21 protein-coding genes and 1 riboswitch are annotated in these 22694 nt (G+C 38.0%); all 21 genes read right to left on the reverse strand.

Annotation, left to right across the window (positions count from 1 at the left end; genetic code table 11):
• Nucleotides 1-116: 116 nt before the first annotated feature.
• The gene (locus FD46_RS09280) at nt 117-1127 is read right to left on the reverse strand and encodes a diacylglycerol kinase (protein WP_057896902.1); all 1011 of its coding nucleotides are present in this window, start codon (nt 1125-1127) and stop codon (nt 117-119) included.
• 68 nt (nt 1128-1195) lie between these two features.
• The gene (gene gatB, locus FD46_RS09285; RefSeq protein ID WP_057896903.1) at nt 1196-2626 is read right to left on the reverse strand and encodes an Asp-tRNA(Asn)/Glu-tRNA(Gln) amidotransferase subunit GatB; all 1431 of its coding nucleotides are present in this window, start codon (nt 2624-2626) and stop codon (nt 1196-1198) included.
• Nucleotides 2626-4089, reverse strand: a complete 1464-nt coding sequence (gatA, locus tag FD46_RS09290; protein WP_057896904.1) for an Asp-tRNA(Asn)/Glu-tRNA(Gln) amidotransferase subunit GatA — start codon at nt 4087-4089, stop codon at nt 2626-2628. Before gatA ends, gatB begins: the two co-directional genes overlap by 1 nt.
• Nucleotides 4090-4092: 3 nt before the next feature.
• Nucleotides 4093-4395, reverse strand: coding sequence for an Asp-tRNA(Asn)/Glu-tRNA(Gln) amidotransferase subunit GatC (gene gatC / locus FD46_RS09295; protein WP_057896905.1), 303 nt, complete (start codon nt 4393-4395; stop codon nt 4093-4095).
• A 115-nt stretch (nt 4396-4510) separates the two neighbouring features.
• On the reverse strand, nt 4511-5659 hold the full coding sequence (locus FD46_RS09300; protein ID WP_057896906.1) for a CamS family sex pheromone protein: 1149 nt from the start codon (nt 5657-5659) through the stop codon (nt 4511-4513).
• Nucleotides 5656-7677, reverse strand: coding sequence for an NAD-dependent DNA ligase LigA (gene ligA, locus FD46_RS09305; protein ID WP_057896907.1), 2022 nt, complete (start codon nt 7675-7677; stop codon nt 5656-5658). Before ligA ends, FD46_RS09300 begins: the two co-directional genes overlap by 4 nt.
• 28 nt (nt 7678-7705) lie before the next feature.
• Nucleotides 7706-9940, reverse strand: coding sequence for a DNA helicase PcrA (gene pcrA, locus FD46_RS09310; protein ID WP_057896908.1), 2235 nt, complete (start codon nt 9938-9940; stop codon nt 7706-7708).
• Nucleotides 9941-10138: 198 nt separating this feature from the next.
• Nucleotides 10139-11293, reverse strand: coding sequence for a 5-(carboxyamino)imidazole ribonucleotide synthase (locus tag FD46_RS09315; protein ID WP_057896909.1), 1155 nt, complete (start codon nt 11291-11293; stop codon nt 10139-10141).
• A 162-nt stretch (nt 11294-11455) separates the two neighbouring features.
• On the reverse strand, nt 11456-12751 hold the full coding sequence (locus FD46_RS09320; protein WP_420805351.1) for a nucleobase:cation symporter-2 family protein: 1296 nt from the start codon (nt 12749-12751) through the stop codon (nt 11456-11458).
• A complete protein-coding gene (locus FD46_RS09325) occupies nt 12741-13331 on the reverse strand; it encodes a xanthine phosphoribosyltransferase (protein ID WP_057896910.1) in 591 nt (196 codons plus the stop codon). Before FD46_RS09325 ends, FD46_RS09320 begins: the two co-directional genes overlap by 11 nt.
• Nucleotides 13332-13394: 63 nt before the next feature.
• Nucleotides 13395-13494, reverse strand: a riboswitch (purine riboswitch).
• 19 nt (nt 13495-13513) lie between these two features.
• Nucleotides 13514-14200: a glycoside hydrolase family 73 protein gene (locus FD46_RS09330; RefSeq protein WP_057896911.1), complete on the reverse strand. Its 687-nt coding sequence runs from the start codon at nt 14198-14200 to the stop codon at nt 13514-13516.
• 32 nt (nt 14201-14232) lie between these two features.
• Nucleotides 14233-14820, reverse strand: coding sequence for an ECF transporter S component (locus tag FD46_RS09335; protein WP_057896956.1), 588 nt, complete (start codon nt 14818-14820; stop codon nt 14233-14235).
• Between the two features lie 192 nt (nt 14821-15012).
• Complete coding sequence (locus FD46_RS09340) at nt 15013-15450, reverse strand: MarR family winged helix-turn-helix transcriptional regulator (RefSeq protein ID WP_057896912.1); 438 nt, start codon at nt 15448-15450, stop codon at nt 15013-15015.
• A gap of 509 nt (nt 15451-15959) precedes the next feature.
• Nucleotides 15960-17135 (reverse strand): pyridoxal phosphate-dependent aminotransferase, encoded by a 1176-nt coding sequence (locus FD46_RS09345; RefSeq protein WP_057896913.1) that lies wholly within the window; start codon nt 17133-17135, stop codon nt 15960-15962.
• A 24-nt stretch (nt 17136-17159) separates the two neighbouring features.
• On the reverse strand, nt 17160-17951 hold the full coding sequence (locus FD46_RS09350) for a carbon-nitrogen family hydrolase (protein ID WP_057896914.1): 792 nt from the start codon (nt 17949-17951) through the stop codon (nt 17160-17162).
• A gap of 243 nt (nt 17952-18194) precedes the next feature.
• Nucleotides 18195-18587: a 30S ribosomal protein S9 gene (gene rpsI, locus FD46_RS09355; protein WP_057896915.1), complete on the reverse strand. Its 393-nt coding sequence runs from the start codon at nt 18585-18587 to the stop codon at nt 18195-18197.
• A 12-nt stretch (nt 18588-18599) separates the two neighbouring features.
• Nucleotides 18600-19043 carry a 50S ribosomal protein L13 gene (gene rplM, locus FD46_RS09360; RefSeq protein ID WP_057896916.1) on the reverse strand — a complete coding sequence of 148 codons (444 nt, stop codon included), beginning with the start codon at nt 19041-19043 and terminating at the stop codon, nt 18600-18602.
• Between the two features lie 108 nt (nt 19044-19151).
• Nucleotides 19152-19940: a tRNA pseudouridine(38-40) synthase TruA gene (truA, locus tag FD46_RS09365; RefSeq protein ID WP_057896917.1), complete on the reverse strand. Its 789-nt coding sequence runs from the start codon at nt 19938-19940 to the stop codon at nt 19152-19154.
• A 24-nt stretch (nt 19941-19964) separates the two neighbouring features.
• Nucleotides 19965-20762 carry an energy-coupling factor transporter transmembrane component T family protein gene (locus tag FD46_RS09370; RefSeq protein WP_057896918.1) on the reverse strand — a complete coding sequence of 266 codons (798 nt, stop codon included), beginning with the start codon at nt 20760-20762 and terminating at the stop codon, nt 19965-19967.
• Nucleotides 20755-21633, reverse strand: a complete 879-nt coding sequence (locus FD46_RS09375) for an energy-coupling factor ABC transporter ATP-binding protein (RefSeq protein WP_057896919.1) — start codon at nt 21631-21633, stop codon at nt 20755-20757. The genes FD46_RS09370 and FD46_RS09375 overlap by 8 nt, the downstream gene beginning before the upstream one ends.
• Nucleotides 21609-22445 (reverse strand): energy-coupling factor ABC transporter ATP-binding protein, encoded by an 837-nt coding sequence (locus FD46_RS09380; RefSeq protein WP_057896920.1) that lies wholly within the window; start codon nt 22443-22445, stop codon nt 21609-21611. The genes FD46_RS09375 and FD46_RS09380 overlap by 25 nt, the downstream gene beginning before the upstream one ends.
• Nucleotides 22446-22694 lie beyond the last annotated feature (249 nt).

Consider the following 22694-nt stretch of genomic DNA (forward strand, 5'->3'; position numbering starts at 1 on the left):
ATAATTAAGAAAGAAGCTGTGCCAAAACATAAATTTGACACAGCCTGCTTTTGCCCAGTTCCAAAATCCAGGCTACTTATTTTCTTCAATGCAATTTACAGGGCTTTAACTAATAATTAATGTCCAAGCTCTTTATCAGCAAGATGTTTGACACCCTTAACAAAATGCTCGCTGGCATCTTTTTCTTCTGGTGTCTTGCTGGATGTAATCGCAGTTAGCGGAATCTTTTCTGTGTTAGCAAACATTTCGATATGCTGCTTCAAATTCTTAAACGTCATTGGTGCATCGCCGCCGTATTCTCCATCAATGTTAATCATCATCTTTTCATCTACCGGTTTTGCAACCAGCTTTGCAGTTTTTACATATAAAATACGCGGATCATTAATATGACGACCTCCATTTAAAACCATTGTCATTAATTGCAGAATTTCCACTAAATTACTTGTTTTAACGACAATTAAAGTAAATTTACCATCATCAAGCGAAGCATCCGGTACAATCTGTTCAAAACCACCAATTGAATTCGTTAGTGCGAGAAAAAACATCGAGGCCTTCCCATCAAAGATTCCTTGGTCATACTCAAGATGCATTTTAATTGGTTTGATCCTTGGAAGCATTTCTGCTCCCTTAACAAGATATGCCAGATATCCAAACAGCGATTTAAACTGAGACGGGACTCCGTACGTCAATTCGGTAAGCAAACCTCCGCCTGCAATGTTAACAAAGTATTTTTCTCCAGCTTGACCAATATCCATGCTGATGGTCTTTCCTTTGGCAATTACCTTAGCAGCTGCAAGCGGATCTTCTCTTGGAATTTTCAAAGCACGTGCATAGTCATTGGTTGTCCCAGCTGGAATAATTCCCATTTTGGGGCGCTTTTTAAAAGGTGCGATTCCATTAACAACTTCATTGATCGTGCCATCTCCTCCGGCCGCAATCACCAATTCAAAACCATCACGTGCGACACGTGCTGCTTCATTTTGAGCCGACTCAAATTCAGGAGTGGTCTGAAAAGCACTAGTCTCATATCCGGCTTTTTCCAAGATATTCAAAATATCCACTAGGTCATTTTTCATTGCTTCACGACCCGATGTTGGATTATAAATAATCCTGCAACGCTTTTTCATCGCTAACTCTCCTTCAACTTCTCACAAAAACACTCTCTTCATTAACCATATGAGAGATCACTGCCAGGTTATCTCTCTTTTAAATTTTTAATTAATAATTTGTTAACAACTTTAGGATTGGCCTTGCCATGTGTTTGTTTCATAATCTGGCCAACAAGAAAGCCTATCGCACGTCCCTTACCATTTTGATAATCTTCAATAGATTTTTGATTATCATTTAAAACAGCAGTAATAATCGGTTCTAACACTTTAGCATCTGAAAGCTGCACTAAGCCTTTTTCTTCAACCCAGTTTCTTGGTTCACTTCCGTTTGAAATTGTTTCTTTAAAGACTTTCTTAGCAATTTTAGAAGAAATTGTTCCATCTTCAATCAGTTTGATCATTGTCGCCAAATGCTCAGGAGTTAGTTTAGTATCCAATAGTTCGAGTTTGTTAGTATTCAGATATGCATTAACTTCACCCATCAACCAATTAGCTGCAAGCTTTGCCTGTGCGCCCTGAGCAACGGTTTCTTCAAAGAAATCAGACATTTCCTTAGTTTGTGTAAGGACACCTGCATCGTATTCAGGAATGTTCCATTTTTCCACATACTTTTTACGGCGCTTATCCGGCATTTCTGGAATAGAAGCCTTCACTTCCTGAATCCATTCATCTGAAATATGCAGCGGCGGAATATCCGGCTCTGGGAAATAACGATAATCACTTGAGCCTTCCTTGACACGCATTAAAATTGTTTGACCGGAAGCTTCATCAAATCTACGCGTTTCCTGCTGAATAACTCCACCTGAAAGCAGCAGTCTTTCTTGCCGCTTGGCTTCATACTGTACGCCCTTGCGTACATGTTCAAATGAATTCAGGTTTTTCATTTCCGTTTTTGTCCCGAACTTGTCGGAACCGATAGGCCTTACAGAAATATTAACATCTGCACGCATTGAACCTTCTTCCATCTTTACATCCGAAACTCCGGTGAATTGGATAATCTGACGTAAACGTACTAAATACGCATAGGCTTCCTCTGCTGAGGAAATATCCGGCTTTGAAACAATTTCAATTAATGGTGTCCCCTGACGATTCAGATCGACATAAGAATAGCCGTCAGGACTATGCGTGTTCTTTCCAGCATCTTCTTCAACGTGCATTTCTGCAATTCCAACTTTTTTCTTCTTACCGTCAACTTCAATTTCAACCCAGCCGTCATGACCTATCGGTTCTTGGGCTTGAGTAATCTGATAAGCCTTAGGGTTGTCAGGATAAAAATAATTCTTACGGTCGAAATGTGTGTCCTTAGTAATTTCACAATTCAGTGCAAGTGCAGCACGCATTCCAAATTCCAAAGCCCCTTTATTAAGAGTTGGCAAAACTCCAGGATATCCCCAATCAACAACATTTGTATTTGTATTTGGTGCCGCACCATACTGAACAGGAGCCGGCGAGAATGCCTTGGAGTTAGTTTTCATTTCAACGTGAACTTCTAACCCAATTGTCGTTTCAAAATTCATTAGTTTTGCCCCCCAAACGTTGGTACTTCTTTATGGAAATCTGTTGCCTGTTCAAACGCATAGCCCGCACGATACATAGTTTCTTCGTCAAAACGGTTAGCGATCAGCTGCAACCCAATCGGCAGGCCATTTGAAGAACCAGCAGGCAACGACATCCCTGGCAAGCCTGCTAAGTTTACAGGAACTGTCAAAATATCATTTAAGTACATTGTAATCGGATCTTTAACATCTTCTCCTATTCCAAATGCAGGAGTTGGAGTTGTTGGTCCTAAAATCAGATCATAATCAGCAAATACATGTTCAAAGTCGCGGCAGATAAGTGTTCTGACTTGTGCTGCTTTTTTGAAAAATGCATCATATGTCCCAGCAGAAAGAGAGAATGTTCCTAGCATGATGCGACGCTTAACTTCATCTCCAAAGCCTTCCGAACGTGACTTAACATAAACGTCTTCCAAATTCTTGACATCTTGTGCACGGTGACCATAACGAATACCGTCAAAACGCTGCAAATTAGAACTTGCTTCTGAAGAAGCAATAATATAGTAAACAGGAATACCATACTTGCTGTGTGGAAGGCTGACCTCGTCAACTACTGCACCAAGTTTTTCAAAAGTTGTAATTGCTTTTTTTATTGCCTCTTTAACTTCTGTAGCAACACCTTTACCTATAAATTCTTTTGGAACAGCAATCCGCATATTTTTAATATTGCCATCAAGTTTAGCTGTAAAATCAGGAACAGCTTGTTTGGAACTCGTTGAATCATGAGGGTCAAGTCCGCTAATTGCATTTAATACCAATGCGTTATCTTTCACACTACGAGTTAATGGTCCAACTTGATCTAAGCTGGAAGCAAAAGCAATTATGCCATAACGCGATACACGGCCGTATGTTGGCTTTACACCGACTATTCCATTAAATGAAGCTGGCTGTCTAATAGAGCCGCCTGTATCTGTCCCTAAAGCTGCGATTACTTCTCCAGAGGCAACAGCTGCTGCTGATCCACCGGATGATCCGCCAGGAACCTTTGTTTGATCCCATGCATTTTTTGTAACCTTAAAGGCAGAGTTTTCAGTTGAACCGCCCATTGCAAATTCATCCATGTTTGTTTTTCCGATAGTAATTGCTGCTGCTGCTTGGAGCTTATCCATCACAGTAGCATTATAAATCGGATCAAAATTTTCAAGTATCTTGCTTGCAGCAGTTGTTCGCAGATTCTTAGTAACAATATTATCTTTAATTCCAAGGGGGATTCCAAAAAGCGGGTTATCTTTATCGAACCCTTTTCTATCAAGTTCTTCAGCTTGCCGCAAAGCCTCTTCTTCATTCAGTGTTAAAAAGGCTGCAACATCATTATCCCTTTTTTTAATATTAACAATAGTTTCCTTCACCAATTCAGAGACACTGAGTTCTTTCTTTACAAGCAATTCATGCAACCCAGCAAGATCATACTTAAAATAATCCATCTGCTATGCTTCCTCACTTTCATCAATAATTGCAGGTACCTTAATATACCCATCTTGATGCTGGGGTACATTTTCCATAAGCAGGTCTCGTGAAGTCCCAGGAACCGCCTTGTCTTCTCTCATTACTCCTTGAGAATTGCTGATATGAGTTGTTACCGGTACATTTTCAGTATCAACATCGCTAAGCTGTTGGACCATCTCAATAATTTCACCCAACTGCCCAGTAAACTTTTGCAGTTCATCTTTTGAAAAAGCAAGTTTTGCTAACTTTGCAACGTGTTCGACTTCGTTTGCGTTAATTGCCACTTTTACTCCTTCTTTCCCATTTTTATAGTAATATTCTATCATAAACACTTAGAACTAAATCATTTCTCTTATATTGTTATTGTAAGACAAATCTTTTAGAGCTGGAAACTTTATTTTAATAACTGCTGAAAACATGTGTATAGTAGTTGCTGTCTTTCGCAGTTCTTGCTAAAAAGCTTTGGACACTGCCATCGCTACCCTTAACAGTTATGTCAATAGGAATCCCGTTCGGTAGGTATGTCTTGGCTGCTTGAGCAACATACTGTGTGAAACTTGTAATCTCGGTTTCACTATAAAACTGCGTAGTAATATTCACATGCAATCCCTGCAATGACTTATCCTTATATTGCCCTTGAGCAGTAACTCCTGCCAAATTAGGGAAAAAACCTTGAACCTGCTTTTTGAAACTTTCAAAAGACGTTTCATCATTATCATTTGGAACAGAAGAAGTTGAAGTTACAGGAAAAACGTAGCTCTTAATATTAACATCATTCCATTTGCTAATCACGTTGCCATTTTTAACCAGTGTATAAGAATAGAAAGAACCTCCGACAAGGCTGTCCTTGGGTGCCTGCTCAAACATGCCTATTAAAATCGGTGTATCAGCTGAAACTCCCTCAGTATTGCGCAATCTTTGCAGCACCTTAGCTGCTGCAGTCTTTCCTTCTGCAATCATTTTGTCTTTAGGAATGTCTGTAGTAAAAGTTGCACCATAATCTTCTTTTTGGTAATAATCTTTAGCATTCATTCCGATTCCAATTGTAATGCCTGCTAATGACAAATTACCATTTTTTTCTTTCATATAATCTTGTTCCTCAATTTGCTGTACATAAATCGGGTTACGCTTATTAGGATCTTTTTGCCCATTATCTTCTGGGTTCAAACCATCTTGGTTATTTTTAGATTTGCGATCCAACCAATTTTCTACAGTATTTGAAGATAGAAGCTGTCCTTCTTGAAAGACATAATCATCGGGCGAAAATTGATTCTTTGAAAGCTGTGTTAGCCCAGCCTCAAAGCTTTTTAAATTAAGCAAATTATCTGAATTTTGCGAAATTCCTACTCCCCGTGCTTTACTTGTTAAATATTTACCATCTTTAATTACGCCTTGATACTCGCTGTCACTAGTCTGTCCAGTGGTACGATATCCGGAAGAAGAACTCTTATTTGTAGTACCCGTGGAGGTTGAAGAGCTTAGTCTGCCACAGCCGGCAAGCAAAAGCGCTCCAGCTACAACTCCTAAAACCAGTTTGCTTTTTTTCAATTTTTTCCCTCCATTTGATCTCTAAATTGCTGCTCATTCAAAATTGTAATTCCAAGTTTCTGTGCCTTAGTCAGCTTGCTTCCCGCTTCACTTCCTGCAATTACGCAGTCAGTATTTTTTGAAACACTACCTGTCACGTCTGCACCATGAGCCTCAAGCCATTTTCTTGCTTCATTACGAGTCATCTTTTCAAGTGTCCCCGTTAAAACAATCTTCTTATCCGCAAAAAAGCCAGTCTGCTTTTCTACATTTCTTTCACTGACTCCTAGATACTTGAAGTTGACACCTGCTTGTCTTAGTTCTGTTATTAAGTCTTTTACTTCTTGTCTCGAAAAGTAAGTAATCAGGCTTTGGCCGATAACTTCGCCTAACGAACTGATTTTGAAAATATCTGAAGAAGAAGCCGCAATTAGATTATCCAAACTTTCAAAATGGGCCATTAACAGCTTGGCAGCTTTTGCCCCGACATGCCTTATTCCCAAACCGAAAACAAGTCGCTCAACAGAATTATGCCTACTTCTATCAATCGCTGTCAACAAATTATGAGCAGACTTATCTTTAAATTTATCTAATTTAAGCAAATCTTCAAAAGAAAGCCGATAAAGGCTTGATACGTCCTTAACAAGCTGCTTATCAAAAAGCTGTTCAACAACACGCGGTCCCAACCCGGTAATTTCCATTGCATTACGCGAAGCAAAATGAACTAAACTTTCTTTAAGCAAGGCCGGGCATTTAGGATTAATACATCTAAGAGCAACTTCTTCATCAAGATGAACCAATCCTGCTTTACAAATCGGACAGGTTTCTGGTATAGGGTATATTTCAGATTCTGCAGGGCGTTTTTCCAGAACAACTTCAGAAATTTCTGGAATAATATCCCCAGCTTTATGAAGCTTAACGGTATCCAAAAGCCTGATGTCTTTTTGCTTTAGATAATCAGGATTATGCAAAGAAGCACGAGCTACTTTAGTCCCAGCAAGTCTGACCGGATCCATTATCGCAGTGGGAGTAACAATTCCTGTTCTGCCAACAGTCCATAGAATCTGCCGGACAATCGTTTCTTGTTCATCAGGGGGAAATTTATATGCAATCGCCCAGCGTGGAACTTTAACGGTGTTTCCGACAAGCTGGTGTACTTTCAGGTCATCTGCCTTTAGCACAATTCCATCAATATCATAAGAAAGCTGCGTTCTTTTTTTTTGATATTTCTCAATAAAACGCTCTATTTCATCTTTTTGACTCACATTTTGCGATTCTTTATTGATTTTAAAGCCCCATTCAGAAAGCTGTTTAAGGACCTGAGTTTGCGTAGACAGTCCATAGCGCTGCGGCTCCATCAGATAATAAATAAAAGTACTTAGCTGGCGGCTAGCTGTTATTCGTGTATCCAGCTGTCTTAGACTGCCTGCAGCAGCATTACGCGGATTAGCAAAGACTGGCTTTCCTTTTGCTTCACGTTTTTTATTCAACTCAGCAAAAGCTTTTTTAGGCATATAACATTCCCCACGTACTTCTACTGAAACAGCTTTCTTTAACCGTAAAGGAATTGCCTTAATCGTTTTAAGGTTTTCCGTTATATTTTCTCCAACTACGCCATTACCTCTTGTTGAACCCTCAACAAACCGCCCATCCTTATAGATCAATGAAATTGCCAAACCATCAATCTTTAATTCACAACTATAGCTTTGTTTTTGACCGACAGTTTTTTCCAGGCGCTGATCAAAAGCAAAAAGCTCTTCTTTTGAAAAAACATCACCCAAAGATAACATAGGAGTCTCATGCGTTTTTTTTTCAAAACCGCTTAAGATCGGTCCGCCAACTCTCTGTGTAGGTGAATCATCCGTTATCAACTCCGGATAAGCAGTTTCAAGGTCAATCAGTTCATGATAAGCTTGATCGTACACATGATCTTCAACTGTGGGTTGGTCCTCAACGTAATATTGCTGCCTCCAACGATCAAGTTCTTTTCTCAGAAGTAAAATACGCTTTGCAGCAGTCTGTTGGGTCACATCTTTCATAATGATCTCCTGTTCCTTTCACTATACATTAAACTTTTTTCTTAGAAATCGGTGCAAATGTCGCCAACAATCTCTTAATCCCTTTACCTGCAAAAGCAATATCAAGTTCCAAGTCATCACCGGTTCCGGAAAGTTTAACTACTGTTCCTTCTCCCCAAGCCTTATGCACAACTTTATCACCAACCTGCCAGTTTAATTTTGCAGCACCGGTCCCCTTATTTTCTTCAACTGTTCCAGCAGGCATCCAATTCACTTTTCTTTTATTTTTACTGAAAGGATAAGCTCGCGAGGTACCAGCACCTGTATTGACCACTTGGTGATTATCAGCCTGCAATAATTCAGGTCCTATTTCATCAATAAATCGGGAGGCAGGATTATTTTGTTTTCTGCCGTAAAGCATACGTGAAAGTGCATTTGTTAAGAAAAGTTCTTTTTCAGCACGTGTAATTCCAACATATGCCAAGCGTCTTTCTTCTTCCATCTCGTCTTCTTCAAACATTGCACGCGAAAGCGGAAATATTCCTTCTTCCATTCCCATCAGGAAAACCACTGGAAATTCCAGTCCCTTCGCAGCATGGAGTGTCATTAAAGTTACTTCTGCTGCGTCATTTTCAAGCATATCTTGATCAGAAACTAACGCAAGGTCAGCAAGAAAATCAACAAAGGGATCTGACTGTTCATCATCTGGTTTCCATGAATCATCAAACTGCTTGGTAACTGAAAGAAATTCTTGCAGATTTTCAAGTCTGCTTTGATTTTCTAAAGTGTTGACCTGCTCCAAAGAGGCTTTATAGCCGGTCTTTTCCAAAATTTTTTCAGTTAATTCAGTAACGTTTAAATTTTTCCTTTGTTCATGCAGCTTGCTAATTACAAATGCAAAATCCATCAGTGCATTGCTTGCTCTTTTAGAAATATTTGCTAAAACAGCATTTGCTGCGGCATCTGAAAGCGACATTCCGCTCATTTGTGCAAAAGCCGCTAACTTTTCGATACTCGTAGCTCCGATGCCGCGTTTAGGTTCATTAACAACTCTTTCAAAACTAAGCGAATCGCTTGGATTAGTAACTAATTGCATATATGACAGTACATCTCTAATTTCCTTGCGCTCATAGAACTTATGCGCTCCGACTATCCTGTATGGAATATTAGCTTTCATGAACGTTTCTTCAATTGTACGTGACTGAGCATTAGTTCGATATAAGATAGCAAAATCACTAAACTTATAACTGTGCTCTTTCATCATCTGCTGAATATTGCGGACAACATAAAAAGCTTCATCATTTGCATTTTGCCCACGAAAATAATGAATTTTTTCCCCTGTTACATTTTGAGTCCAGAGACTTTTAGCTTTGCGTTTCACGTTGTTTTGAATCACTGCATTAGCAGCTTCCAAAATACTTTTAGTAGAACGATAATTTTGTTCAAGTTTCACTATTTTGGCATCAGGATAGTCATTTTCAAAATTAAGGATATTCTCCATGTTTGCCCCACGCCAACCGTAAATACTTTGATCAGCATCTCCTACAACGCAGAGGTTTTTATTCTTTTGTGCAAGACAGTTAACCAATTCATACTGTGCCTGATTGGTATCTTGATATTCATCTACATGGATATAACGGAACTTGCGTTGATAGAATTCCAGGATCTCAGGAAACTCTTTAAAAAGCCTAAGAGTTAACATGATCAAGTCATCAAAATCAACTGCTTGATTGTTTTCCAGTTGCTTTTGATATTGCGGGTAAACATCCGCCACAACCTTTTCAAAGGGACCCTTCGCCTCTTTTGCATATTCTGCCGGGGTCTTCAAGTCATTTTTAGCGTTCGAGATAGCACTTATAATCGATCGAGGATCAAATTTCTTAGGATCAACATTTAAATCGGCCAAAATATGTTTAACCAAGGTTCGCTGTTCGCTGGTTCCTGTAATGACAAATGCTCTACTATAGCCGATTTTATCAATATCTCTACGTAAAATACGAACACCAAGCGCATGGAAGGTTGAGACCCAAACATCTGCAGCATCTTCATTAAGCAGCTTAGTTATCCTTTCTCTCATTTCAGCAGCAGCTTTGTTTGTAAAAGTGATTGCCAAAATATTCCAAGGATTAACGTGCTTTTCTTCTATCAAATAAGCTACACGGTGAGTCAAAACACGTGTTTTCCCGCTTCCTGCACCCGCAACCACGAGTAGTGGGCCTTCGGTACATAAGACTGCTTCTTGCTGTTTGTCGTTCATTGCATTCAATAATCTTTCGGCTGTCACTTTTTTCAATCCTCTCTTAAATTCCAATCAATGTTAATTATAGCAAAAAAGTCAAATTACTTCTTATGAAAAAGCAAAAATGATAGTTGATCTTTCTTAAATAATATAAAACGGAAATTCATGGAGTAGTTTCCATAAACTTCCGTCTTTTGCTCATCTTTTGTAATTTCAACAGCATCTATTTTTTGTAAAAATTTACTAAAGCTTCTCTTGGGTTTCAGATGGCTGCTCACTCCAAATGCCAGTAGCATCAATTTGTTCTAAAGCGGCCGAAGTTGAATTTGCCAGAACTAGCAAATAACCTGGCGTTCGTGTTCGGGCCATTTGCGGATAACGATAAAAGCGATAATACCAATTATCTTTTAACACCCACTGAGTGTGCAGCAAATCCAATTCAGAATTTTGCAATGAAACCATAACTGTCGGCTGTAAAAAGTTTACTTGCGGTAAAGGCATCTGAGCCAGTGCACGTAAATGCTGCTCACACATTGAAGTATTTGTTGCTTTGTCAAAAACAAATCCTGCTTTGTGCAAGGCTGGTACAATTCTTTTAATATAAATCGTACCGCTTTTTGTCAGAAAAAATGCAATTTCCAATACTCCGACATACTTCAACTGCTTAGCAATTCCGGTAGCCAAACGTTTAACTTCTTCTTCCACATCCGAAGCAAGCTCGCATTTAACAGCAGCTTCAAAAAGACGATGATCACGATAGAAACATTCAATAATTGGAAACGAGCTCAGCGACCCATCGGCTTCTTTAGTAATAATTACCGAAAGCTCCTTTTCATACGGAACCCATGCTTCAAGTACATATGTACCTAAATCAATTAGATCTGCGCACTTTGCAATATCAGATTGTTTGCGGATTATTTGCTGCCGAAGTTTGCCAAATCCCTTTTGAATCGGTTTAAGTACACAGGGATACCCGATTGAGCCGATTGCTTGATAAACGTCATCCAAGCTAACGATTGTCGCATATGGAGCTATATTAACATTGACTTGTTCCAAAAAAGCTCTTTCTAATAAACGGTCTTGTGATATTTCCAAGGCTTCTTTCCCTTGAGGAACAACAGTATACTGTTCAATAAATGCAATTACATCAGCAGGAACATTCTCTGATTCATAGGTCACCAAGTCGCAGCGTTCTGCAAAAGTTTGCAGTTTACTACGATCTTTATAAGAACCTATAATTCCCAGATCTGCTTCTTGGACAGTCGGGGATGCTTCGTCGCTACTATAGGCTATCACTTTGAAACCCATCTTTTTAGCAGACTCAGCGAGCATGATCCCGTTTGCGCTTCCACCGATGATTCCAATAGTACTCCCTGGAAACAATATTTTCTTATCCATTCTCTCACTACTTTCTTTTTGAATAGACTGGCTGTTTCTTCTCATAAAACTTTCTTAACCATATTTTACCATAGAATCAATGAATGATTTTTTCTAAAATCTAATGTATTTATTAAAGAAGAAATAAAGAATCTACATAGTCACTTATGCAGATTCTTCATTTTAGTCATCTAGACCCCTTTTTCCTTTAAATGCTATGTTCAAGCATACTGATACAAGACTTGCAACTACAATTCCATTACCTAAGAAAAGCTGAACTGTTTTAGGCAAAAATTGAAAAATTTCTGGATAAACAGAAACCCCCAAGCCTAGTCCGATAGAAATTGCTGCTATTAATATATTACGTTGATCGTTAAAATCCACTTCTAAAAGCATTCGCATCCCCTGGACACTGATCATGGCAAACATCACCAGCATTGCTCCCCCTAAAACTGATGTTGGGATAATAGTTGCCAACGCTCCAATCTTAGGTAAAAGGCCCATCAACATTAAAAGCCCCGCGGACCAATAAATAGGCCGTTTAGTCTTGATACCAGAAAGTTGCAGCAAACCTACATTTTGCGAAAAAGTTGTATAAGGAAAAGTATTAAAAATTCCTCCTAGAATAACAGCAAGCCCTTCTGCCCGGTAGCCTCTTTTCAAATCAGAAGAGGTTATTTTCTTGTTTAACACATTCCCCAATGCAAAGAAAACACCTGTCGACTCAACCATTGATACCAGAGCAATGATAATCATTGTAACCGAAGAAGACCATTCAAAATGAGGCATTCCGAAATAAAATGGCTGCGGTACGTGAAACCAAGCAGCTTCCACGATTGGGGAAGTGGAAACCATTCCGCAAGCAGCTGCAACAAGAGCACCTACAATCAATCCGATCAGAACTGAAATTGTCTTCAAAAACCCGCGTCCCCAGATTTGAACTGCTAAAATCACTAAAACAGTCAAAAAACCAACCAAAAGATTTTGGGGATCGCCAAAACTTTTAGCTGTTATATTTCCACCGCCAAGATTTTGAACAGCAATTGGAATAAGTGTTAAACCGATCACTGTAATCAGTGAACCAGTGACAACAGGCGGAAAAAGTTTCTTAATTTTTGAAAATTGACCTGAAATCAGGAAAACAAAACAGCCTGCAACGATAATAGCTCCATACATTGTCCCGATTGTAAACTCTTTACCAATCATTTTCAGAGGAGCTACAGCTTGAATTGCACAACCAAGGATTACAGGCAGCCCGATTCCAAAATAACGATTACGTAATAATTGCAGAAGTGTTGCCAGCCCACACATAAAAATATCAATTGAAACAAGATAGGTCATCTGTGCGCTGTTAAAGTTAAGTGCTGTCCCGATTAGTAAAGGTACAGCGACCGCACCTGAATACATTGCTAATAAATGCTGCAATCCAAGAACAGCAGCTTGTGTTTGGTTGACATTTTTTGTTTTGTTATTCTTCAAGGCCTTTTCCTCCGACAAAACGAACCTGATTATCATCAAACGAAGCAATTCTTGCTAAAGACTCCAACCTTACTCCTCTATCTTTAATTAAACGTGCCCCATCTTGAAATGACTTTTCAATAGCAATTCCGACACCGACAACTTCAGCTTGAGCCTGCTCACAAATATTTAATAAGCCATTAACAGCCTGTCCGTTAGCTAAAAAATCATCAATAATCAGAACGCGATCTGTTTTATGCAAAAACTTTTGATCAACCGCGACTCTATTCTTAGTCTTCTTTGTATAAGAATAAACTTCAGCAGTAAACAAAGCATTTTGCATAGTAACACTTTTTTGTTTTCGTGCGAACAAAACAGGAACATGTAAAATCAGACCAGTCATAATTGCCGGTGCAATCCCCGAAGCCTCAATTGTAAGAATTTTTGTAATTTTTTCTTCATTATACAGGCGTGCAAATTCTTTACCGATTGCATACATAAGTTCCGGGTCTATCTGATGATTTAAAAATTGATTAACCTTTAATACATTTCCCGGCAAAACAATACCGTCTTCAAGAATTCGATCCTCTAATAATTTCACTTTCTGTTCCTCTCCTTTAAAAAAGCTTCTCCTACTCACTATAAAGTAAAAGAAGCCCAACAAAATATCACAATTTTTACTCATAGTCCAAGGTTTAGGGGCCTTGGGTAGAAACTGGTCAACCGTATTATGACTTTATATAAGTAAGCACCTTAGAATAATAGCATACAATCATTATGAGTTCAATAATCAATATTCGTGTTTTGCACATTAGAATTATCATACTTATTAAATTGATATTCTTTTATTAAAGAAATCAGTTTTTGAGCATATCCTGGGTCCGTTGCATACCCCTGACTTTGCAGAGCCTGAGCAGCTTCTTGATAATTATTAGCATTAATCACCTGTCGATAATGATTATGATCCCATGCTGTTCCGTTTACAAACAAGAGTGTATGTTCCTGAACTGATTGCTTCCAGTCGTTATAAGTGGCAAACCGTGCCCGTACTGTGATCCATTGACCATTCAAATATTCCTCAGTTGTTAACAACTGAGCGCTTTCTGCATTGCTTTTTATCCCAAAAAGATTATGATAACGACTTGCTAATTGACTTTGTCCCCAATCAGACTCAAGTGCTGCTTGGGCCAATGTAATACTGACCAGCATTCCGTATTTTTGTTGTTCTTCCTTTGCAGCAGGAAGAATCTGCGAAATAAATTTTCTTTTTTTTCTATCAGTAATCTGTGCTGTTTCAACACTGGAAGAGCTGCTATCATTAAATTGTCCCAGCCAACCAATTAACTGCATTGAAAGTATCCCCAGTAAAAGAAGCAATACTAAAAAATTTGCCAATTGCAGATGCCCGTTTTCAAACAAAAAATTTTTCTTTCTTTTTTTGCTGACTCTTCTTCTTTTTTTAACTGCCACTGCGTTCCTCCTTTCGCCTTATACTTGCATCTTTATTTATAGAAACTCCATTTTTTAATTAACGGCATACTAATTAATGGGGCAGTAAAACCAGCTACAATTGCTTCCGGTATCCCATTTGTACCCACCACTGTCAATAAATAAGGAAGAAGCGCATGCGTGTCGAGGTGATAAAGCAGCTGTGATTTTCCTTGATAAAACAGATAAATTTGACCAAGCACGAGCAGTGTGTTTACAGAAGAACCCAGTACCGCACCTAATACCATCATCCCAAATTTGTTTTTTTTTCTTTTAATTGCTATTTGAAATGTCCACCCAGCAATTAAGCCGATCATTACTCGAGGTAAAATTGCCACCAAAGGATTTACAAAAACAATTGTTGCAAGAGGACTTGTCGGCCATACAAAAGCACGGATAAAGGTAATTAATCCCCAAACACCACCTATTAAAGCCCCACTTTTAGGACCCAAAACAAATGCTGCCACAATTACTGTAATGTGGATCAAAGTTAAATCAAGTGGTCCCAATGGGATGTATCCCAAAAAAGGGATCAGATTTTGCATAATAATGATAGCAATAAAAAACGCTGTAAAAACGTTCTTTTGAACACTGCTCTGCATATTCAATAACTTCAACTCCAATCTTCTTTATTGCCTGATTATAGCATACCTCTAAAAACTTAAATGCTGGTATCATTTCTACGGTACTTATCACTTTTTTTGATTTTTTTACAACAAAAAAGCTAAGGCAGCTAAAAAATTAGCCGTCTCAGCTGATTATAAATAAGATAACATATCCGATCCGAAAACTTTTTAGAATTCATCTAAACTTTCATCTGAAACTAGTTCAGTTGTCTGACGCAAAACACGTTTAAAGATGGCCAAATCCTTTGGTGCCACCTCATCTTCCATCCTGCTTTCTAGTCTCTGCCAGAAATCACTATCAATATTAAGCATCTTAAGGTACTTATCAGTTACTCTTAAGTGAGTCACACGCCTGTCAGTCTCATCCAGTTTCTTTTCGATCAAACCTAATTTCACTAATTTTTTAATATGATAATTAGTGTTGGGGGTAGACTGATCAAGCAACCTAGAGATCATCCCAATTGTTGGTTCTTTTAACTGATAAATTGCTTCCAAATAGTAAACATCGATAGCACCTAAACGTTCAAAATCAGGGTCATTTTGGCGATGTTCATGCAAACGTAAAACTTGCATTAGGTTTGTTAGGGATTTTTGTAAGGTTATCACTTTTCATGCCTCCGAATATTTAAAATAATTTACGTGCAACATAAACTACAATAATATACTAAAATATCTTTCTGTTGTCAAGCATGCTTAGAAAGACTTAGTAATTTCTCACAGCTATCTATTTCCATACTCAAAAATTAGTTAGTTGCTTGCACGAACGAAAAACAAAAACGTTTATTTTAGGAATCTTTTCTGCTAAATCCCCCCCTCTTAATAAATACTAAACCAATTTACGTTTTCTACTTGTTTAATTATTGTACTACTTAGTAAGAAAAAAATGAACTAATAAACATTAATATGTATTACTTAAATTACAAATCTTAATAAACCCTGTCTTATATTCATTTTATCTTGGCTAATTTTTTTTAGCAAATTAATTTTGCTTTTTAAAATCAACTTTTTGTTTCTCTTTTCGCTACTACTTGCTGTCAACTCTTTTAAATAAATTGCACAAAAAAAGGTAAAGACAAAGTCTTCAGAGCTGTCCTTATCCTCGGTTTAAATAGATGTTATTTTTCAAATAAATGCAACTTTTCAATACGTTTAATAGCTTCCGTTAATCTTTCTTGTGATACCAAAAGTCCAATTCGGACATATCCGTCTCCCATTTTTCCAAAACCTTTGCCAGGAGCAACCGCCACATCTGCTTTTTCTAATAAGAGGTCTGCAAAACTTACACTATCATAACCCTTTGGAACTGGCATCCAGGCATAAAAAGTACCGCCGGGAATAAATGCTTTCCACCCGATTTGTTCAGCTGCATTGATGAATGTATTCCTGCGTTTTTCATAGATTCCTACTAGGTGGGATACTTCTTCTTCTTCATTTGAAAGAGCAGTTACTCCAGCTTCTTGTATTGCTGGAAAAACACTGACAAAGAGATGATCTTGAATCAGATTGATTGCTTCAATCATCGAAGCATTTCCTGCTGCAAATGCAATACGCCATCCGGCCATATTGAAGGTCTTAGAGAATGTATAAAGTTCTATTCCTACATTTTTTGCACCTTCAGCCTGCAAAAAGCTGGGATTTTTATATCCTTCAAAACCAAGAGCTCCATATGCAAAGTCACTGACCACTCCTATATGGTTTTGCTTTGCAAAAGCTACGGTTTCATCCCAAAACTTTTTATCTGCAACAGCTCCGGTAGGATTATTAGGATAATTCAGATAAATGAATTTTGCTTTTTGTGCACTTTCCTTGTCTACCTGTGAATAATCTGGTAAAAAGCGATTTTCAAGTTTAAGCGGAAATGTCTTATAATTCACTCTTCCAAGAGATACTCCTGACAAATAATCCGGATAACCTGGATCAGGCAGTAAAAGCAAATCTTCAGGATTCATCAATGCCCAAGGCAACTCGACTAACCCGATCTTTGACCCACCTAAAATTGCAATCTCTTTTTCTGGATCCAATTCCACATTATAATTCTGTTTGTAAAATTTTGCCGCTGCAACTTTTAAAGAATGCAGTCCCCTGAATTGCGAATACTTATGATTACGAGGTTTGTTTGTTTCAGCCTGCATTGCTTTTACAATATAGTTAAAAGTTGGTTGATCAGGATTCCCTTGTCCTAAGTTAATGATATCTTTACCAGCAGCTACTTTCTGGTTTACTTTCTGTACAAGTGTCGCAAAAAACTGTGTTGGTAGGTTTTTAAGTAACTTTGATTCTTCGAAAAACACCCTTGCATCCCCTTTATAAAAAGTCTAATGATAAAGCTCACTTCTGCGGTCCTTAAATACCGGAATCGCTCCCCTTATTTCTTCTATTTGTGAAAAATCAAGCCGTGTGTTGAAAACCCCCTCTTTATTTTCTGGTGCTCTTAACAAAATATTCCCTAACGGATCAATTACAAGAGAATGGCCACTAAAAACATCTGTAAGAGAATGGCCAACACAATTAACTGCAACTACAAAAGCTTGGTTTTCAATCGCCCTTGCTCGTAACAGCACTTCCCATTGCTCTATTCTTTGTTTTGGCCATTGAGCGCTTATAAACAAAAGTTGCTGACCACTCTTCATCAGGGTCCTTTCCCACTCTGGAAAACGAATATCATAGCAAATTACTCCAGCAGCAGAAATTCCATCAAGCTCAAAGTTATTTTTACCTGCTCCAGCAGTAATCACTTGATCTTCTTTCATCAATCTGAAGAGATGAACCTTATCATATTCACTTAGTAAATTACCCTTTCGGTCAAAAACATAGCTGGTATTATAAAATTTATCCTTTTTCTTTGTTGCTACAGATCCGCCCACAATATTAATTCCATACTTGATCGAAAGCTCGCTTAAAAAGCTTTTAGTTTTCAAGCCTTCATTATCAGCAAGTTGTTCCAGCTTATCTAAAGCATATCCTGTGTTCCACATTTCGGGTAAAACAGCAACGTCTGTTCCCATTTTAGCTGCCTCGGAAATATGTTTTTTTGCATTTTGAAAATTAACCTCCGGTGCTGCAAATGCAACCTTAAATTGCAAGAGACTCACTGTAAAAGGTTTCATGTTATCAAATCCCTTATGTATTTACTTTTAGTTTAAAAAAGCTACACTGTTATTTATTAGAATACTTTAATCCCTAGTAAACTTACTGTAATTTTAGCGAAAAAATAAAAGTTGTCAAGAGGAAAAATTTAAAAGTAGTTCCACGAATATTGAACACCATGCATCATTTTATTTCCGAGGAAATGCTGAAAAGCAAAAAAAGCCCCCGATGGAGGGAGCTTTTGAGCCAGCGTAATAATATAATTAACGTTTTGAAAATTGTGGAGCCTTACGAGCTTTCTTAAGACCTGGTTTTTTACGTTCTTTCATACGTGAATCACGAGCTAAGAGTCCTGCACGTTTCAAAACTCCACGGAAATCAGGATCTACTTCAAGCAAAGCACGTGCAATTCCATGACGAACTGCACCAGCTTGCCCAGAGAAACCACCACCATCAACATTAACAAAAACATCGTAGTTTCCCTTTGTTTCTGTAACATCAAATGGTTGTACCATAACTTCACGTAAGTTTGCGAATGGAATATATTCTTCAGCAGGTTTGCCGTTCATAACAATTTTTCCTGTTCCGGGTACTAAACGTACTCGCGCAACAGAATTTTTGCGGCGGCCTGTTCCTTTATATTGTACTTGAGCCAATTACGTTTCCTCCTAGATTAATTTTGTAATATCCAATGTTTCTGGTTGCTGAGCTTCATGCTTGTGATCTGCTCCACGATAAACATGTAACTTCTTAGCTTGAGCTTTACCAAGCGTTCCCTTTGGAAGCATACCTTGGATAGACAATGCAATTAACTTCTCAGGATCATTTAGACGATAGTCTCCAGCTGTACGGCTCTTCAAGCCACCTGGATGATCTGTATGATGATAGTAAATTTTACGAGTTGCTTTTCGTCCTGTTAAAGCAACCTTTTCTGCGTTGATTACAATGACGAAGTCACCTGTATCAATATTAGGTGTAAAAGTTGGTTTATTTTTACCACGTAAGATAGAAGCAACGACTGCCGACAGACGTCCCAAAGGAACATCTGTTGCATCTACGACATACCATTTACGTTCCACTTCACCTGGTTTTGCAATATATGTTGTACGCACGATTATTTCCTCCATTTTTATATGCTTGTTTGACACATAATAAGTTTCCGGGGCCTACTGTGGGGCAAACAATACCAAATATTATGATACAATTTTTAGTGGCTAAAGTCAATTGAAATCTGTTATAGTATTTTGCGGCCAATCTTTTTCATAATATACTTTTTTTAGATACAAACCGCTTGCTGGCGCAGTTTGCCTGCATTGATTCCGATCTTTTACTTCATAAAGACGTAAAAAATCATGTACCGGTCTTCTGCCATTACCGATTTCCAGAAGTACCGCAACCATGATTCTGACTTGGTTATATAAAAATCCATTGCCGCAAAACTCAAAAATAACCTCATCATTTCCAAGATCTTCTCTAACCGTTGCATTATAAATAGTTCTAATATGAGAACGCGCTTGACTTCCAGAAGCAACAAAACTAGAAAAGTCATGTTTTCCAATTATATCCGGAATAGCTTGTTTGATCAGTTCGATATCCAAGGAATACTTATAGTGGCCGGTATAAAATCTTTTAAAAGGATCAACAAATCTTCCTCGGCTAACTCGGTAAAGATAACTTTTCGCATGTGTAGTAAAACGTGCATGAAATGTGGATGGTACTATGTGTGCATCCAGTACCTGCATATCAAGTGGTAAAATGCTGTTTAACCCATTGACTATTCCTTGTTCTGGAATTCTATTTTCTAAGTCAAAATGAACTACTTGTCCTAGTGCATGAACACCCGCATCTGTTCGACCTGAGCCGAAAATACGCACAAAATTTTTAGAAGTACTCATCTTATTAACAGCTGATTCTAATACATCTTGAACTGTTCGTTGGTGAGGTTGGCTTTGAAAGCCTGCAAAATTTGTTCCATCATATGCTAATATAATTTTATATCTATTTGACATTTTTTCGTTCTCCACATCTAAAAACTACCAGCTACGTAAAAATAACAAAATAGCTGCTAGAAGCCCAAATATAATACAACTCAAAGTATCATTTTTATGCCAAGCATGAAAGCGGTACTTAGTTCTTCCTTCCCCACCGCGATATCCGCGTGCTTCCATTGCAGTCGCTAAATCCTCGGCTCGGTTAAACGCACCAACAAAAAGTGGGATTAACAAAGGAACAATCGCCTTAAGCTGTTTTATTAATCCACCTTCACCGAAGTTAACTCCTCGAGCACGTTGTGCATTCATAATTTTTTCTGTTTCATCCATCAGAGTGGGTACAAATCTTAGTGCAATGGAAATCATCAACGAAATTTCATAAACTGGCACTTTAAATTTTTTTAACGGTAACATTAAATTTTCAAGGGCATCGGCAATTTCAAGAGGCGAAGTTGTAAGCGTAAGCAATGTGGACATAAAGATTATCAAAACAAACCTGCAAAAAACATATCCACCGTTGACCAAGCCAAAGTGTGTAATTGATAATGGTCCAAATTGCCAATAAGTCGGCCCGCCACGTGTAAAAAATATCTGCAAAACAACTGTAAAGAGAATTAACCATATCAGCGGTCGAACTCCTTTTAAAAAAAAACCTAAACTTATTTTTGATAATAAGATACAAAAAAACGTAAAAATACCTAGCAAAATGTAGGTACGCCAGTTATTTGCAAAGAAAATTATTAAAATAAAGAGGAAACTCAAAACAAGTTTTGAACGCGGATCAAGGCGGTGCAAAAAAGACTTACCTGGAATGTAACGTCCAAGAATGATTTTATTCATCGTTTTGTTTCACCTCGTTTATCCTCTGTATCAACTGTATTGCCAATTCTTCTTCTGTTAATGGAACTTTAGAAAAGTTGAAACTGTCTGCCCTTTTTTGCAATTCCTTTGCAAAACGTGTCGCTTGTGGAAGTGCAAGATGATGCTCTTGCAGCCACTTTGAATCACTAAAAATTTTTTCTGGAAAGTTGTTGGCTAACAAATGTCCCTTTTCCAGCACAATTACATTATCTGCATAGCGGGCAACATCGTCCATTTGATGTGTCACTAGAATAATAGTTAAATGCTGTTGAATTTTTAAATTCTGAAACATATCCATAATCTCAATTCTGCCTTTAGGATCCAAACCTGCCGTTGGCTCATCAAGTACCAAAACTTCAGGCTTCATCGCCAAGACCCCAGCAATAGCAACTCGCCTCATTTGTCCTCCTGAAAGTTCAAAAGGCGACTTATTGAAAACATATTCCGGTAAATCAACTAACTTTGCCATCTGGCGAGCAGTTTCCAATGCTTCTTGCTCAGAACTGCCAAAATTTTTAGGAGCAAATGCAATATCCTTTAAAACAGTTTCTTCGAATAATTGTGCTTCTGGAAATTGAAAAACAACGCCTACATGTTTTCTTAAAGTACCGAGTTCTTTATTTTTAGTCAACGATGTAATCTCTTGATCACCAATTATTATTCTCCCGCTTACAGGTTTTAACAGTCCATTCAAATGCTGCAGTAAAGTGGATTTTCCACTGCCAGTATGGCCCACAATTGCTGTATAGCTACCTGTCGGGATTGTTAATGTGATGTCATATAAAGCTTGATGTTCAAAGGGTGTGGCTTGTTGATAAATATAGTTTACTTTTTCGAAACGTATTGACATAACCAATCGACCATTCCTTTTTTTGTCAAGTAATTTTCTGGAACCTGAATTCCTTCTTTTTTTAAGGCAGTTTTGAGTTTTTCCGAAAAAGGAACATCCAACCCGACGGATAGCAACTTTTCTCCACGGCTAAACACTTTTTTTGGTGTTGCGTCCTGTAATATTTTCCCATCATTTAAGACGACAACTCGTCCTGCAAGAGCCGCCTCATCAATATCATGTGTAATTGAAATCACAGTAAAATTTTCTTGTTGATTTAATTCCTGAATTATCTGAATAACATCCTTCTTGCCTTCAGGATCAAGCATACTGGTAGCCTCGTCCAGAATCAGAATTTCCGGTTTCATAGCAATAATCCCCGCAAGTGCAACTCTTTGCTTTTGACCACCTGAAAGATTAGCAGGCTCATGTTTTGCAAATTCCCACATACTTACTTTTTTTAAAGCTTTTTTCACCCTAAGCTGCATTTGTGATCGTGCTATTCCTTGATTCTCTAATCCAAAAGCCACGTCTTCTTCAACATTTGCTCCTACAAATTGGTTATCAGGGTTTTGAAAAACCATACCGACTTTTTTTCTAACCTGCCACACGTTCTTTTCATTAACTTGAAGTCCGCAAACTTTAATCGTCCCTTTATTAGGAACAAGCAATCCATCTATTAAACGTGCTATAGTACTTTTACCACTACCATTATGGCCGATCAATGCAACCCATTCACCCTTACCTACGGTTAAATCAATATGGGCAAAAAGGTCATCCGTTTGCTGCGGGTAGCGAAATGACAAATCAGAAATTTCGATCACATTTTGCATAACACAATATCGCTCCTCAAGTTAAACTTATTGCATTTATCATACCACACCTGCTCTGGCCAGTTATAGACCTGCTTTAATTTAATACTAAAAAGGCTACAAAAAAAGTTCTGGACCAAAGATCCAGAACTAAAAAAATCACTTTTTATAACAAAGGTTTCCCCTCGTAAGGGTACTTAGGACTAGACTAGGTTTTTACCAACATCGTAACGTCCAGTTATTGTTATAAAAGTGACAATACTTAATTAT

The sequence above is a fragment of the Liquorilactobacillus oeni DSM 19972 genome, assembly GCF_001436275.1.
GTDB lineage: Bacteria > Bacillota > Bacilli > Lactobacillales > Lactobacillaceae > Liquorilactobacillus > Liquorilactobacillus oeni.